The sequence below is a fragment of the Catonella morbi ATCC 51271 genome (genome assembly GCF_000160035.2).
GTDB lineage: Bacteria > Bacillota > Clostridia > Lachnospirales > Lachnospiraceae > Catonella > Catonella morbi.
This window is the reverse complement of the sequence record NZ_KI535369.1, coordinates 150,050-164,667: the sequence shown is the minus strand read 5'-3', so window position 1 is coordinate 164,667 and position 14,618 is coordinate 150,050. Positions and strand designations below refer to the sequence as shown.

At 36.8% G+C, this 14,618-nt stretch carries 16 protein-coding genes; 2 read left to right on the top strand and 14 right to left on the bottom strand.

The features are described 5' to 3' along the window. Positions 1-24: 24 nt before the first annotated feature. The 9 genes from GCWU000282_RS11350 to infC all read right to left on the bottom strand — a co-directional run bounded on the left by GCWU000282_RS11350 (position 25) and on the right by infC (position 7,944). Positions 25-1,188, bottom strand: coding sequence for an ROK family protein (locus GCWU000282_RS11350; protein WP_242828964.1), 1,164 nt, complete (start codon positions 1,186-1,188; stop codon positions 25-27). Between the two features lie 44 nt (positions 1,189-1,232). Then, on the bottom strand, positions 1,233-2,051 hold the full coding sequence (locus GCWU000282_RS11345; protein ID WP_023355278.1) for a sugar phosphate isomerase/epimerase family protein: 819 nt from the start codon (positions 2,049-2,051) through the stop codon (positions 1,233-1,235). A gap of 65 nt (positions 2,052-2,116) precedes the next feature. Continuing rightward, positions 2,117-2,941, bottom strand: coding sequence for a carbohydrate ABC transporter permease (locus GCWU000282_RS11340; protein ID WP_023355277.1), 825 nt, complete (start codon positions 2,939-2,941; stop codon positions 2,117-2,119). Beyond that, positions 2,941-3,819 (bottom strand): carbohydrate ABC transporter permease, encoded by an 879-nt coding sequence (locus GCWU000282_RS11335; protein WP_023355276.1) that lies wholly within the window; start codon positions 3,817-3,819, stop codon positions 2,941-2,943. The genes GCWU000282_RS11340 and GCWU000282_RS11335 overlap by 1 nt, the downstream gene beginning before the upstream one ends. A gap of 53 nt (positions 3,820-3,872) precedes the next feature. Next, positions 3,873-5,210 (bottom strand): ABC transporter substrate-binding protein, encoded by a 1,338-nt coding sequence (locus tag GCWU000282_RS11330; RefSeq protein ID WP_023355275.1) that lies wholly within the window; start codon positions 5,208-5,210, stop codon positions 3,873-3,875. Positions 5,211-5,281: 71 nt separating this feature from the next. Next, on the bottom strand, positions 5,282-6,295 hold the full coding sequence (locus tag GCWU000282_RS11325; RefSeq protein WP_023355274.1) for a Gfo/Idh/MocA family protein: 1,014 nt from the start codon (positions 6,293-6,295) through the stop codon (positions 5,282-5,284). Positions 6,296-6,805: 510 nt separating this feature from the next. Further along, positions 6,806-7,162, bottom strand: coding sequence for a 50S ribosomal protein L20 (rplT, locus tag GCWU000282_RS11320; protein WP_023355273.1), 357 nt, complete (start codon positions 7,160-7,162; stop codon positions 6,806-6,808). A 31-nt stretch (positions 7,163-7,193) separates the two neighbouring features. Then, on the bottom strand, positions 7,194-7,391 hold the full coding sequence (gene rpmI / locus GCWU000282_RS11315) for a 50S ribosomal protein L35 (RefSeq protein ID WP_023355272.1): 198 nt from the start codon (positions 7,389-7,391) through the stop codon (positions 7,194-7,196). 58 nt (positions 7,392-7,449) lie between these two features. Next, the gene (gene infC, locus GCWU000282_RS11310; protein ID WP_023355271.1) at positions 7,450-7,944 is read right to left on the bottom strand and encodes a translation initiation factor IF-3; all 495 of its coding nucleotides are present in this window, start codon (positions 7,942-7,944) and stop codon (positions 7,450-7,452) included. A gap of 294 nt (positions 7,945-8,238) precedes the next feature. Between infC and GCWU000282_RS11305 the strand changes: the two genes are divergently transcribed. Next, positions 8,239-8,604: a BlaI/MecI/CopY family transcriptional regulator gene (locus tag GCWU000282_RS11305; protein WP_023355270.1), complete on the top strand. Its 366-nt coding sequence runs from the start codon at positions 8,239-8,241 to the stop codon at positions 8,602-8,604. 2 nt (positions 8,605-8,606) lie between these two features. Then, positions 8,607-10,130, top strand: a complete 1,524-nt coding sequence (locus tag GCWU000282_RS11300) for a M56 family metallopeptidase (protein ID WP_023355269.1) — start codon at positions 8,607-8,609, stop codon at positions 10,128-10,130. Positions 10,131-10,347: 217 nt separating this feature from the next. On the opposite strand, the gene GCWU000282_RS11295 is transcribed toward GCWU000282_RS11300, so the two are convergent. From GCWU000282_RS11295 to GCWU000282_RS16000, 5 genes are all read right to left on the bottom strand, one after another. Beyond that, entirely contained in the window at positions 10,348-10,764 is a 417-nt protein-coding gene (locus GCWU000282_RS11295) for a hypothetical protein (RefSeq protein ID WP_023355268.1), read from the bottom strand. 87 nt (positions 10,765-10,851) lie between these two features. Beyond that, positions 10,852-11,247, bottom strand: coding sequence for a hypothetical protein (locus tag GCWU000282_RS11290; protein WP_023355267.1), 396 nt, complete (start codon positions 11,245-11,247; stop codon positions 10,852-10,854). A gap of 115 nt (positions 11,248-11,362) precedes the next feature. Next, on the bottom strand, positions 11,363-11,758 hold the full coding sequence (locus GCWU000282_RS11285; protein ID WP_023355266.1) for a hypothetical protein: 396 nt from the start codon (positions 11,756-11,758) through the stop codon (positions 11,363-11,365). Between the two features lie 193 nt (positions 11,759-11,951). Then, a complete protein-coding gene (locus GCWU000282_RS11280; protein WP_023355265.1) occupies positions 11,952-12,371 on the bottom strand; it encodes a hypothetical protein in 420 nt (139 codons plus the stop codon). A 257-nt stretch (positions 12,372-12,628) separates the two neighbouring features. Beyond that, positions 12,629-14,617: an ATP-binding cassette domain-containing protein gene (locus GCWU000282_RS16000; RefSeq protein WP_023355263.1), complete on the bottom strand. Its 1,989-nt coding sequence runs from the start codon at positions 14,615-14,617 to the stop codon at positions 12,629-12,631. Position 14,618 lies beyond the last annotated feature (1 nt).

Below are 14,618 nucleotides of genomic sequence, written 5' to 3'. Positions count from 1 at the left end.
GTACTTCAATTATTAATGCCACCGTTACCCTAAATAAAAACCATTAATAATACTTCCGGAATAGTCAAAATATTCCTTCATAAAATATCTGGCTGCTCCTATAAAGCGATCCTCGTCAGTTGTTTCGGCAAAAGAAACCGAAGCCCTCATCATCATATAATGAAATCCCATATTGACAAGATTTGCCTTAAGACGCTCCATAAACTTTGTACCGAGGTTCTGTCCTCTGCCTCCTATCACAATCTTTTCGGGATATACAATAGAAACCAGATATACAATTACGGTAGAAAAATAATCAGCCAACTGCATCAAAATCTCATCAGCCTGCTTATTTCCCTTATCCGCCAGTTCTCTGAGAAGAGTATAATTCAATTCACGGTTTTTCTGATTACTTCGGTCTTTTCCGACATCTATACTATAATCTGTCAGTGCGCTTTCTCCGGCAACCACATCCAAACAACCACGTGAGCCGCAGCCACAGATAGGACCGTTTGGTTTCACACAGCAATGACCTATCTGCGTGGCAAGTCCGGTAGCATTCCCAAGGATTCTCTGATTATAATATATGGCTGCACCTATACCGTTTACAGCATTTATATAGGCAAAGTCGGTTTTTTCCAGTCTTGCGGCATCGATTTCAGCATAAGCCATACAAGCGGAATCATTAAGCAAGCAAGCACTGGTCTGATAAAAATAAGAACGAAGTTTTTTTATCAGATTTCTTCCTATTTCGCTGTCTATGCCAAGTTGTATAGAGATTATGGTTTCCTGTTTACTATCTATAAGCCCGGGAATAATTATACATACCGCCAACAATTTCTGTGTATCTCTCAGGTAATCTTTTGCAATTAAATAGCAGGCTTTTGTCGCATCTGCATAGTCACAATCATTCTTAACCGGCATATTCCTGCATAAAATACTTTCACCGCTGCTGATATCAACCAGCCGAAGTTCCGTCCGCTCTTTAGACCAGTCAATAACCGCAATGAAATTTGCGCCGGAGACAACGCCCAGGCCATTCGGATTGCGTCCTACGCCGTTTTCTTTCTTTGTTACACCGAGATCCTCTACAAGGCGAAGACCAATCAATTCTTCAGCCAGACAGGAAACTGTAGTTTTGCTTAAATTTAACCTTTTGGCTATTTCTATACGAGATACGGACTTTTCATGGAAAATAATCTCGTACATTTCTCTCAAATTATTACCTTTAATAATGCTTTGATTAATTATTTTCATATTAGTTGTTCAAGAATTCTTTTGGCTTCTAAAATGTCCCTCTTCTGCTCGTCGCCTGTTATTTCCCTTTCTATTGTTATATCACCATTGTAGCCAATTTCTTTAAGTCTTGCAATAAAAACAGGAAAGTTTACCCTGCCTTGTCCGAGCGGAACCTCTTTTCCCAGCTCGTGACCGTCGGTAGGGTACAGTCCGTCCTTGCCATGAATTCCCCTGACATACTTTCCAAATACTTCCAAAGCATCCACAGGATTAGCCTTGCCATATAGAATAAGATTAGCCGGATCTAAATTAATTCCTAAATTTGTACTACCGATATCCTGAATAATTCTCAGCAATGTAATAGGGGTTTCCTGACCTGTTTCAAACAGGAAAGTCTGATTATTTTCGGCGCAATAATCGGCAACCGATTTAACGGCATGGACAATGCCGGAATAATTTCCATCGTAAGGATTCTCAGGTATAAATCCAACATGGGTAACCAAATCAGAAACATTTAGCTTTGCCGCAAAATCAGAGCCCTCAAAAAGAGCCTGCATACGCTCAAAGCGATAGGCCACCGGTACAAGGCCGAGTGTCTCTTGTCCTCCATAGAAATTCCATATTTTAGGCCCCGGCCATCCACACCAAAATGCGGTTATATCTATTCCGTATTTTTCCTTTGCAGCCAGTATCTTATCGGCATTTTCATCTGTAAAAAGTGATCTGTCCCAGCAAACAAGCTGGCAGCTCTCCATGCCCATCTCTTTCACTTCGGCAAACTGTGTATCTATATCTTTTTCACGAGCCATCTGCACTAATACACCTACTCTCATTCTGTCCTCATTCCTTTCTGATTGTTCTTTCTTTCAAATTATTTACAAAAAATACTAAAGTAGTTTTATCCTTTCACTGCACCGGCGGTAACTCCTCCGACTATATTCTTCTGCATAAACAGGAAGAAGATAAGGCTTGGAATTATGGACATTACTATACCCGGAAGAGCATGCTCCCAATCCGAGCTTGTAGCAGAAAACCTCATATAAAGAGCATTCTGTATATTCATCGCACCCGTATTACTGCCGGCAATGAACAGATTGACAATAATATCATTCCAGGTTGCCAATGCATCAAGCACTATAACAGTTGCCAATATAGGCTTCAACAAAGGCAAGATAATTAAAAAATAGGTTCTTAATGAGCCTGCCCCGTCGATATGAGCGCTTTCTTCCAGATCCATCGGTACATTTTTAATAAAGCCGTGAATCATATAGACAGCCAGAGGCATACATAGACCCGTGCTTACCAAAACCTGTCCTGTACGTGTTCCTATAAGATTCACATTTGAAACAAGTCTTGTAAGAGTTATCATATAGGACTGAAAGGGAATCATTATAGGTAGGATAAGCAGGATGAAGCAAAATACGCTGAGTTTGCTTTTGACTCTGGCCAGTTTATATGCTGCCATAGGGGCAATAAGTACAATCAGCAAAACCGTACTTACTGTATAAATCACCGTATTTTTAATAAGTTTCGGAAAATCAAACTTGACCCAGGTTTCAATATACATGTCAAGCTTCCAGCTCTTAGGGAGCTCAAGGAAATGCTGCATCATATCGTTATACGGTTTGAATGAGTTTATAAAAATAAGTACCAAAGGCATAAGCCAGAACACCGAAAACAGCAGAACTACAATGGTAGACAGCCTAATCTTATGCGATTTCATTATACTTCCACCTCCCGTCTCTTTGTGATTATAAGCTGTATTGATGTAACAAGTAAAACAAAGACTACAAATACCAGCGATTTTGCGGTCGCAAATCCGTAATTATTATTTACAAAGGCTTCCTTATATATATCGTAGGCCACCGTAACGGTTGAGTTTGCGGGACCTCCCTTGGTAAAGACCATAACCACGTCAAACAGTTTAAAGGAGAAGGTAAGGGAAGTCAGCAGACATATGGATATGGAAGGCATAATCAGGGGGAGAGTTATTCTAAAGAAGCTTTGTACCCTGCCTGCACCGTCTATCCTTGCCGCTTCCGAAAGTTCCGTCGGTACGGATATTATACCCGCTATATAATTTGCCATATAGAAGCCTATGTTCTGCCATACTGTCATTATGACAACCACATAAAATGCAAGTTTTGGCGTTCCTACCCAGCTCCAGTTAAAAAATTCCCATCCTGTCATTGAGTACAATGCCTCAAAGCCGGGGCCGAAGATAAACTTCCAGATTAAACTGATAGCGGTAAGACTTATGATATAAGGAATATAGTAAAATGCACGTCCCGCACTTGAAATCTTGGATTTCTTTGACAGAAACAAAGCTACGGTAAGGGAGATTATATTTACTATAATTACATAGAACAAGGAAAATTTAAGCGTAAACATGGCGCCTTTCCAGAACAGACCGCCCTTGGTAAAGATACGAACAAAATTATCAAAGCCGACAAAAGTCATATTTTTGCCGATTCCGTTCCATTTAAAGAAAGAGTAGTACAAATTCATCAAAAAAGGAATATCCGTGGCAAATAATACAAATATAACTGCCGGAAATACAAATATTGCAAATACCGAAAATTCTTTAAGTCTTTTATTCATTCTCTCACCTCTTTGAAACGGTCTGTACTGTACAAGGCACTGCCGGAGTATTATCAGTTAGCTGTCCAGAATTCCTGGATGGTCTCGGTTGCCGCCTCGGCAGTGGTTTCACCAAGCATATACGACTGAAGAACCGGTCCTACGCTATCGCTGTAATTGGCAGGGGCTATTGTGTGAATCCAGCCGTTTGTCTTGCCGGCTGCTATGTACTTTGCCGCATCGTTTGCAAGTTCGCCCTTTATTTCTCGATCTGTTTTAACTCCCGGTACAGCCCCTATTCCGTCACACATCCAATACTGTCCTTTGTCGGATGTGAGAATGTACTCGAGATATTCTTTTGCAAGATCCAGATGCTTGGAATCTTTGTTTACAATATAAGTCCAGTTGCAGGCAGAAAGAAGGGTCGCATCCTTTTCTCCTGAGCCTACAGGAAATGGCAGAAATGCGATTCTGGCATCCTTGTTGAATGAGTCAAGTGTTGACTGGCACCAGTCACCCATATGGATTATACCTGCCTTACCATTGGCAAGAAGGTTCTCGGATGTTTCCCAATCCACCTCAAGAGGTTTTTCGGTTCCATACTTCTTCGCCAAATCAAGGAATCTGAACAGATTCTTCCAGTGAGGCATGTCCGCAAATTTCAGTTTTCCCGACTCTACTGCTTCCACTGTACCTGCAGCATCCAGAGATTTGTCCATCATAAAATGTGTTGCAGTCTGGCCGAGTACCCAAGTTTCTTTTGCAGCCAGAGCAATAGGAGTAACCCCTGCGGCCTTTAATTTTTCGCATACCGCTTCAAGCTCATCCATAGTGGTAGGCAGGGTTTTGATTCCGGCCTTTTCAAAAACGTCCACATTATAGAGCAGTCCCATATTTTCATAGGTCCAAGGTAAGGACATAACCTTACCGTCAACGGTTCCCAATGCAAGTGCTTCTTTCCTGAATTTAGATGTGACCTCTGTATCGTTTGTCCAGTCATATGCATAGTCGTAATAGCTTTTTGCATCAGTACCTGCCTGTGCATCAAATACATCAGGTGCATCTCCTGAGTTTATACGCGACTGTAATGTGGCCTTATAATCATTTGATGAGTGCTGAACGTCTATTTTGACTCCCGGATGAGACTCTTCAAATGCTTTTACCATCTCTGCATATTCATCCAGGCCATAAGCATGAGCATCAAAAACCTTTAATACCACTTGCTCTCCGTCAGTATTACCCGAAGATGCAGTGGTACTGCCGGAAGTCTTTGAGGCGCTGTTTGTTTTTGCGGCACTGCCTGCTGTTGAAGCTGATTTAGAACCGGTATTTGTATTAGTGCCGTTTCCGCATCCGCTAAGCGAAGTAGCTATTAAACCGAAGGTTAACAAAATAGCGAGTGATTTTTTCATATTTCCTCTCTTTCCGCCGATTTACGGCTGTTGTGTTATTGTTGCCTATATATTAACAGGAACTCCCTGTTTCAGCCTCGTGATACAGCTTTCTCCAGTTCTTCTATTGCTGCAAGTACTGATTTTATACCATCTTCAAGTGTAGCTCTTGTATTTTCTTCTCCGTTTAATATACAGTCAATGAAATATTCATCCTCCAGATAATATGCACCAAGGTCGGTTATATTGATACCGCTGTCAGAATTATCCATATATTTATTGTCAAGTAACGGAACTATCTTCTCCCCGTCTGACGTGTAAACTATGATTTTTTCGGGAGATGTACTGTTAAACCTTATGGTTGCTTTCTCAAAATCTGCCCTGTAGCTTGCTTCAAACGGCATCTTAGTCGCACTATGCCATACTCCCTCTGCCATGACGACTACATCTCCGAACAGATAATTTGTTATTACCTGATTAATCATACCTGAATCAAACTGTGTGGTATTGACATCTGCATAGCTCGGTTCGCCAAGCATATAACGCAGAAAGTCAATATCATGGATATGCAGATCCAGAATAACCGAGCCTGAGCGGTTCTCATCATGGAACCAATCTTCAAATCCCCACTTTACATCCCCGCTTATTCTTTGCAGGATAATGCTTTTAAGTTTTCCATAGGTTTTCTTCTCATATACATCTTTCAGAAACAAATATTCCGGCATTGAACGTACCACCTGCCCAACCATTGCTTTCACCGGTGTCAGCTTATGTTGATTTAGCAGCACCTCACATTCTTTACGTTTTAGGCAGGCCGGTTTTTCCAGGAATATATTAATATCCTTCTTCATTGCGGCCAGAGCCATGTCTGTATGAAGGTAGCTCGGCACACAAATGAATACAAGATCTGCATCTTCGTTTTTGATAAGATCCAGACCATCTGAATATTTTTTTGCATTTGGCCAGAACTTTGCCGCCTTATCAAGGTATTCCTCTCTGACATCGGCAAGTGCGGTCACTTCAATCGGGCGGGATTCTGACAGCAGCTTCAGACATTTGTTATGTGTGCTCCCCATACCGCCGCAACCGATAAATCCTATTTTCATACGATGCCTCCTATATTAATTTGTTCAGTAGACTTATTAAATATCTATATTATATATGCACACATTATTGATTGTCAATAGCAAAATTTTATTTATAATTGACAATATATATTTATAAAACCTATAAGTTGGTAATAAAAATAGATAATAGATAAAATTACTTAAGAGTCCTTTTCTTTACTGAGTTATAATAGGTTGTTTGCACAATATATTGATACAAGTGTCAAAAGTATAAAAATTCTGTGCAAGCTTGCTTGCAAAAGAATTTATTATCTTTTGACACGCAAAAAATATGAGTAAGTAGCCATTTTTTGTAAAAAAATGAGCGGATTACGAATATTTTTGCAAGGATTGCGAGAAGCGAAGCTGTAGCAATCCTGTATCAATGGGTGTCAAATACTTTTGACACCCCCATCATATATTGTAATATTTTTAAAACTAAAACTGCCACCAAATCAGAAATTTCCCAATCCGGTGGCAGTTTTAATTTTATAATAATCTAAATTCAAATTAAGCAATCTTAGCCTTAGCTGCATCTGCAAGAGCTGTGAAGCCTGCTGCATCATTTACAGCGAGCTCAGCGAGCATCTTACGGTTGATATCGATGTTAGCAAGCTTAAGACCGTGCATGAACTTGCTGTATGAAAGTCCGTTAAGTCTTGCTGCTGCATTAATTCTAACTATCCAGAGCTTTCTGAAATCGCCCTTTCTCTTTCTTCTGCCCGCATAAGCAGATGCAAGTGCACGCATAACTGACTGCTTAGCAATTCTATACTGTTTACTTCTTGCTCCTCTATAACCCTTAGCGAGCTTTAATACTCTATTATGTCTCTTCTTGGCACCTAAGCCACCTTTAATTCTTGCCATTTTATTTCCTCCTTAACAATTTAACTTTGATTTAGCTATATGGAAGTATTCTCTTCATTGGAGCTAAATTTGACTTATCAATTTCAGTTGCTTTGCGAAGATTTCTCTTTCTCTTTGTAGTCTTCTTGGTAAGGATATGGCTCTTATAAGCTTTCATTTTCATTAACTTACCTGTTCCTGTTACCTTAAAGCGCTTAGCAGCTGCGCTCTTTGTCTTCATCTTTGGCATAATTTTTTCCTCCTATTATCTTGTTAGCCATTTTCACAAAAGATGTGTAAAAATGTCTTTACTTCTTTCCTGTTACAACCATTGACATGCTTCTGCCCTCAAGCTTAGCCTGTTTTTCTACTGACGCTATATCGCCAAGCTTCTCTAGGAATACATCTAAAATCTGCTTGTTTGAAGAAATGTGAGCCATTTCTCTTCCTCTGAAACGAAGGGTTACTTTAACCTTATCGCCCTTATCAAGGAACTTCTTTGCCTGATTAGCCTTAGTATTAAGGTCATTGTCATCAATATTCGGTGAAAGGCGAATTTCCTTAACTTCCGTAACCTTCTGTTTCTTTTTCGCTTCTTTCTCTCTCTTTGCCTGCTCATAACGATACTTTCTGTAATCGATAATCTTGCAAACCGGCGGTTTTGCTGTAGGTGCAATTTTAACTAAATCAAGCTCTGCTTCAATAGCCATTTTCATTGCATCCTTTGATGACATGATTCCTAACTGTTCACCGTTTTCTCCAATCAGACGGATTTCTTTATCCCTAATCTGCTCATTGATCATTAATTCGCTAATAGAAAAACACCTCCAAACTTATAATAAAAAATAGAGTGAATACACATAAGTATCCACTCTAGACAGACAGCAACAGCTGTAATAATTCATTTCTAAAGACCACGGTGCCCATTTGCACTTAGGTGGAAGCGGATACTTCACTTGGTTGCTGTATGTACAGCTTTATCAGTTTAGCACCTTTAAAAGGAGATGTCAAGTAAAAATTTTATTGCTTGACATTTTTGGTTTATTGCAGTAAACTAAAACTAAGGTTTATTAGGATAAACCCGAAAGGAGTTTTATATGGCTGAGATAGAACTGGGTATTGTACAGGAGCGTTTTGCGGATATTGTATGGGAAAATGAACCGATAGGCTCAGGAGATTTAGTAAAAATATGTGAAGAAACCTTAAACTGGAAAAAGCCCACAACCTACACCGTGCTTCGTAAATTGTGTGAAAAAGGGCTTCTTAAAAATAATAACGGAATTGTAACTTCAATCATTTCGCGTAATGAATTTTACTCTGCAAGAAGCGAGCAGATTATTGATGAGTCTTTTAAGGGTTCTCTCCCGGCTTTCATTGCCTCATTTATATCAAAGAAAGCTCTTACAGCAGAAGAAGCAGAGGAAATCCAAAAAATGATTGATACCTTCAAAAAGGAGGGCTGAAAATGAGTGAAATTTTTTTGAAAATATTGAATATGAGCATAGCCGCAAGCTGGCTTATTTTAGCAATCATCATCATTCGTCCGTTTCTTAAAAAAGCTCCAAAAAGAATTTTGTGTTTACTTTGGGCAATAGTCGCGATAAGGCTTATCCTTCCTTTTTCTATAGAGAGCATTTTCAGCCTGATTCCAAGTAGTGAAACTATTCCGCCCGGTATTGAATTTAAGCAAAATCCTGCCATTAATTCAGGTGTAACAATTATTAACAATGCAGTTAATCCTGTCCTCTCTGAGAATTATGCTCCGGTTCCCTATGCAAGCACTAATCCTTTGCAAACTGCACTTTCTATCGGTACAGCCGTTTGGATTACAGGAGTTTTAATTATGCTCTCTTTTGCTCTGTTAAGCTATTTGCATCTTAAAAGAAAAATAGCTGCATCGGTACGGTTAAGAGATAATATAATGATATGTGATTTTATAGAATCACCTTTTGTATTTGGCATTTTTAAGCCAATGATTTATCTGCCTTCCACTCTTTCAGATTCAGCCGCAGACCATGTCATAAGCCACGAGAAGACACATATAAAGAGGCTCGACCATCTAAAAAAGCTTCTCGGATATCTGCTGCTGTCAGTATATTGGTTTAATCCTCTTTGTTTACTCTCTTATGTCCTCCTCTGCAGAGATATTGAAATGGCATGTGATGAAGAGGTTATAAAAAATACAGACAGAGATTATATTGCAGCATATTCACAGACACTTTTAGACTGTAGCACAAGAAAAAGGATAGTAACTATCTGTCCGCTATCATTTGGTGAAATCGGCGTCAAACAACGCGTTAAGGGAATTTTAACTTATAAAAAACCGACATTTTGGGTTATGTTTATAGCTGTCATCACCTGTGCCATCCTATCAGTTTGCTTTTTAACAAATCCCCAAAAACCTCCTATAAATTTCAGCCTGAGTAAAATCACTTGGGCAATAACCACAGATTACCGACCTGAAAAAGGCATTATTACGAAAGATTTGACTATAATAGAAATTCATGAGTTGCATTCCCGTTTAAAAAATCTCAAAATAAGTAAGAAAGATGATGATTTAGAAGGTTTTACTCCTTTATTTATGATAAAGGCAGGTTCAAGTGAAATAGGGGAATTTAGCCTTATCGGGTATGAAGATGAAGCAAAAATTGCAGGACTATTATACAATAATTCGTACTACCGTATAGATGACGAAGAATTTAAAGAATATTTAAGCAAAATTTGTGCAAAATCCTTTTTTGATACTGCACCCCGGGAAGAAACCTTTGTTATTACCAAAATAGACGGAGAATTTGTCTGGGCTGATGCTTATGGTAAAGAAAGCAATACTGATGCTTTACATAATTATAAAATTTTTATCAAAGATATTATCTCAGATTCAGAACCAAAGGTAGGTGATATTTTAGCGGTAAAATTTAGAACCGAAGCCCTTAATGCATATGCGCCATATACTTTGGTAACACGAATCGGAAATACAGAAGATAAATAAACTATGAACTCTCGGAATTATAAGCGGTTATAGGCTGAGATTCCGAGAGATTGTTTTGCTTAAAAAGGAACAGCAAATCTGCCATTCCCCAAGTGTCTTTTACAGATTAAGTTTTGTGATTTATTTTTTTAATACCTCTAAACTTCTGCTTTAAATCTTTTAAGGATAATGTTAAACATTTCATAGATAGTTTTTTGCTTCTAAACACTTCTTACTTTCAATATTGTAAAAATTTGACCTTATATTTTCTAAGTATAATGTTTAACGGTATACTTAATATAAACATTATTAAGCAGTCAATCGCCAAAAGATTATCAATATCCTTTTCAATAACACCGGCTACAATGCCATTATGATAAAAATAATCCGAAAATATTACCTTGCACCAAAAATATAAACCTAAAATTAAAACACCTAATGTAATGCTACATAAATTTTTATCAGTTGATAACTTCAAAAATGCTATTTTATTAAAAAACAAATTAACTATATATAGCAAAACAAAATTTAAAATAGCATATAAGAAAACACCAAGTATTCCACTAACTAAAAGTTCTCTTGTTATGCCTGCACACAATATCATCAAAAGGTAGCAAGCTCCAACATTCATACCTATCTTCAATATAAACTTCATACTTACCCCTCCAACTTACTCAAATCAACTGTATTTGTAATTTCAGTAATTCAATTTTGAAATTACATCTCTTACCTTTTAATTTTTCTAAAATTCTTCATTAGAACGTTCAAAAATCATATTTAATGGTATGCTCAGTATAAGCATTATTAAACAATTAATTGCAAAAGATAAACTAAATCCACCCAAAATACCATATTCACTAGCATGTTCAACCAATAATTCTCTGCCTAAAAGATATATACCCAAAATTAATATCCCTGATGTAATACTCCATAAACTTCTACCTACTGACAGATTTAAATTTTCTGCCTTATTTAATCCCTTATTAACAATATATAGCAAAATAAGAGTTATAACCGATTGCAGTAAATGACCAATTACATTGGACATCAGCATCTGTGCCATTACTATAAATAAACATATAAACAATATTAAATAACAAATTATTGCATTAATTATTGTCCTTGCTATAAATCTCATACTTATCTCTCCAGTTTACTTAAATCAAAAATAAACAAAGTTTTGTTTTCATCTCTTTCTTTACTTAAAGGGGAACAGCAGCTCTGCCATTCCCCACCCAATTAGATTTAATATATCAAAATTCCACTTTAAGTCTTTTAAGGATAATATCTAAAGTTATGCTCAGTACTAACATTATTAGACAGTCAATTGCAAAAAGTAAACTAAATCCACCAAGAACACCATATTCTATAGCATGTTCAACCAATAATTCTCTGCCTAAAAGATATAATCCTAAAATTAAGATGCCTAATTTAATACTCCATAAATTTTTTGCCATTGATAACCTTAAAAATTCAACTTTATTTAAAAGCAAATTAACAATATATAATAATATAAAGGTAATAAGAGATTGAAATAAAACACCTAGTGTTCCACCAATAAAAAGATCCGACATTATTGTCTTAGCACATAATATTATTAGTGGATAAAGAATTACAATATTAATTACTGTTCTCAATATAAATTTCATACTTACCCCTCCAACTTACTTAAATCAACTGTATTAGTAATTTCAGTATTAGTACCGCGATTATAAATATTTTATTGGCTATGATTATCCGCCAAATTTAACATCATAACCTGTTATGGTAACTATTACAGCCGATTGTACCATAAATCAAAAATTATCAAACAAAGTTTTGTGTTTTATTTCTTTAGTATTTTTAATGATCCTGTTTTATATCTTTCAAGGTAAGGTTTAATATTATGCTCAAAATAAACATTATCGAGCAGTTCATTACCAAAATACCATTAGCTCCATCTAGTGCAACTTTGGCAACAATACCAGTACATTCAGAGTAATCCGGAAATAATGCACCATATAAAAAGTATAAGCCAAGAATTAATATCCCCACTGTGACACTCCATAAGCTCTTATTCTTTGGTACTCGTAAAAACATTATTTTATTAAAAAGCAAGTTAACTGCATACAATAAAGCAGTATTCAAAATAGGATATAGCAGAAGGGAAAATATTGGATAATTACTCAGTTCATCTATCAATTCACCTATTAAGTAAGCACAGAATATCATTAAAAGATAGCAAGCCCCTATATTTATTCCTATTCTCAATATAAATTTCATACTTACCCCTCCAACTTACTTAAATCAACTGTATTAGTAATTTCAGTATTTGTACCGGTTATAAATATTTTATTAGCTATTATTATGCTATTGAATTTAACATCATAACCGGTTATTGTAACTGTGCCATTTGGAGCATATATTATACCGTTAAAGTCAAATTTTTTATTTGCTATTATGCTTATATCTCCTTTTTCTGAAGTCAGTACCGGTAACCTTTATAAAAGTATATCAGATAAATTGTTTATATGTACAGCTTAACATAAAATACTTTCAGCTTCCTTAGGCTGATTTTTATAATGCTTTGCCTGTGCGTTCCAAAGTGTGGAGTATACTCCTCCTGAATCTTCTAATAACTTCTCATGTGTACCGATTTGAACGATTTGACCGTTTTCCATAACCGCAACCACATCACAAAAAATACAGGATGAAAGCCGGTGTGAGATATAAATTGCCGGATTTTCCGATGTAATTTCTCCGAAATGAGTATAAATCTCGTATTCAGACAAGGGATCAAGTGCCGCTGTCGGCTCATCAAGGACGAAGAATTTTCCCTTATGATAAATTGCTCTCGACATGGCAATTTTTTGTGCTTCTCCACCTGAAATCTCAATTCCGCCTTCTTCAAAATCACGATATAAAAATCCACCCGTACCATATTTATTGTAAAATTCAGAAAGTCCTGTCTTTTCAAGAGATTCCCTTACTAAATTTTCATCAAATTCTTCAGAAACAGCAATATTTTCTCCGATTTTAAGAGAAAACAGTTTAAAATCCTGAAAGACAACAGAAAAATATGCTACAAATCTATCGGCAGTCCAATTAGCTGTATCTTCCCCATTAATAAAAATCTTCCCTGCACTCGGCTTATACAGTCCAAGCAAAAGTTTGATAAGTGTTGTCTTGCCGGAGCCGTTTAAACCCACAAGTGCCAGTTTTTGATTACCGTATAATTTTAAACTGACATTCTTTAGCACTAAGACATCAGAATTCGGGTATTTAAAACTGACATTCCTTAATTCCATTGTCGGCACTTCACCGGATCTTACAACATCACATTCTCCGTCTGCTTTCTCACTTGACTTCTGCTTAATACTTGAAGATTGTGCTGTGCTTTTGGAATCAATCCATACTTTTTTATCTCTAAACAGATGGATAAACTTTTTTCTTATGCTGTCAGAAGATAAAATCTTCCCGAATGAGTCCGTCATCTCTTCAATGCCTCTAAACAAAAATTCCAAAACACCAATGCAAAGAAAGATATCTGCAAACTCAATACAACCTAAAATACTTCTATAACCTACAAATAAAGCAGTGAGTAATGAAATCAGAGCACTAATCAAATTTCGCTTTGTACGGGCTACAGTAAACAAACGAAAATACATATTGTAAATCTCATCCTGACGCAAGCGATATACTTCATTGTAACGCTTTCCGAGTGCTTCACTATAAAATCTTATGTCTTTTCCAACCTTGTAGTCAAAAAGAAGTTCGGAATACTGCTGGAGATACCTGTGATTTTTTACATATATCTCTCTCGCTATTGTGGCATATTTATTCATAGTTTTCAAATCAATTTTAACCGCAAAGTAGTGAAGGAGAAATATCAGCCCGAGGTATCCGAGGTTCAGTCCCCAATTCATCAAGGGAGCTATTCTTGCTGTTAGAGTGAAAAACAGATTCCTTACCAGATAAATTCCTATTGCAATATAAATAAAATTTCCGACTAAAATGGAAAAACTTTCCTGAAATGTGCCTATTCCCATTGCAACAGTCTTTTCCATCCTCTTGAGTGCAATCAGTTCATTCTGAACATCATCACGCTCGGAATCGCCATAATCCATTTCCAAAACAGCCTGCGCCTTGTTAACCTGATGTTTTTTCAAAAATCTCCGATAATGATATTTCGCCTTTTTCTGAAAATAGCCTGAAAGTACAGTAAGCAGAAAGAAACTTACTGTCACAATAACAGTGTTTATGAAAACATCTTCCATTTTACGTCCATTATAAATAGAGCTCAAAACTACTTGGGAGATATAAAGAGGAAGCAGAACCCGAACGACATCCATAGTCTTACCTATGAGTGCAGTCCAAATAAATCCGCTTTCCTGTTCTTCTGCATATTTTACCATCCAAAAAAATCTGCCGATACCGGTTCCTAAATTTGCTCCGATACCCGCTTGTGCACTTGATCCTGACTGAATTTTATCATTATTTTGACTATTCTTTCGATTATTTTTTTCCATA

Excerpts from the sequence above, each read along its gene's own strand:
- GCWU000282_RS11300 (WP_023355269.1), top strand. The coding sequence starts at position 8,607 with ATGAGTGAAATTTTTTTGAAAATATTGAATATGAGCATAGCCGCAAGC.
- GCWU000282_RS11330 (WP_023355275.1), bottom strand. The coding sequence starts at position 5,210 with ATGAAAAAATCACTCGCTATTTTGTTAACCTTCGGTTTAATAGCTACT.
- GCWU000282_RS11350 (WP_242828964.1), bottom strand. The coding sequence starts at position 1,188 with ATGTACGAGATTATTTTCCATGAAAAGTCCGTATCTCGTATAGAAATA.
- GCWU000282_RS11295 (WP_023355268.1), bottom strand. The coding sequence starts at position 10,764 with ATGAAGTTTATATTGAAGATAGGTATGAATGTTGGAGCTTGCTACCTT.
- GCWU000282_RS11335 (WP_023355276.1), bottom strand. The coding sequence starts at position 3,819 with ATGAATAAAAGACTTAAAGAATTTTCGGTATTTGCAATATTTGTATTT.
- GCWU000282_RS11280 (WP_023355265.1), bottom strand. The coding sequence starts at position 12,371 with ATGAAATTTATATTGAGAATAGGAATAAATATAGGGGCTTGCTATCTT.
- GCWU000282_RS11345 (WP_023355278.1), bottom strand. The coding sequence starts at position 2,051 with ATGAGAGTAGGTGTATTAGTGCAGATGGCTCGTGAAAAAGATATAGAT.
- GCWU000282_RS11305 (WP_023355270.1), top strand. The coding sequence starts at position 8,239 with ATGGCTGAGATAGAACTGGGTATTGTACAGGAGCGTTTTGCGGATATT.
- GCWU000282_RS11325 (WP_023355274.1), bottom strand. The coding sequence starts at position 6,295 with ATGAAAATAGGATTTATCGGTTGCGGCGGTATGGGGAGCACACATAAC.
- infC (WP_023355271.1), bottom strand. The coding sequence starts at position 7,944 with ATGATCAATGAGCAGATTAGGGATAAAGAAATCCGTCTGATTGGAGAA.
- GCWU000282_RS11340 (WP_023355277.1), bottom strand. The coding sequence starts at position 2,941 with ATGAAATCGCATAAGATTAGGCTGTCTACCATTGTAGTTCTGCTGTTT.
- rplT (WP_023355273.1), bottom strand. The coding sequence starts at position 7,162 with ATGGCAAGAATTAAAGGTGGCTTAGGTGCCAAGAAGAGACATAATAGA.
- GCWU000282_RS11285 (WP_023355266.1), bottom strand. The coding sequence starts at position 11,758 with ATGAAATTTATATTGAGAACAGTAATTAATATTGTAATTCTTTATCCA.
- rpmI (WP_023355272.1), bottom strand. The coding sequence starts at position 7,391 with ATGCCAAAGATGAAGACAAAGAGCGCAGCTGCTAAGCGCTTTAAGGTA.
- GCWU000282_RS11290 (WP_023355267.1), bottom strand. The coding sequence starts at position 11,247 with ATGAGATTTATAGCAAGGACAATAATTAATGCAATAATTTGTTATTTA.
- GCWU000282_RS16000 (WP_023355263.1), bottom strand. The coding sequence starts at position 14,617 with ATGGAAAAAAATAATCGAAAGAATAGTCAAAATAATGATAAAATTCAG.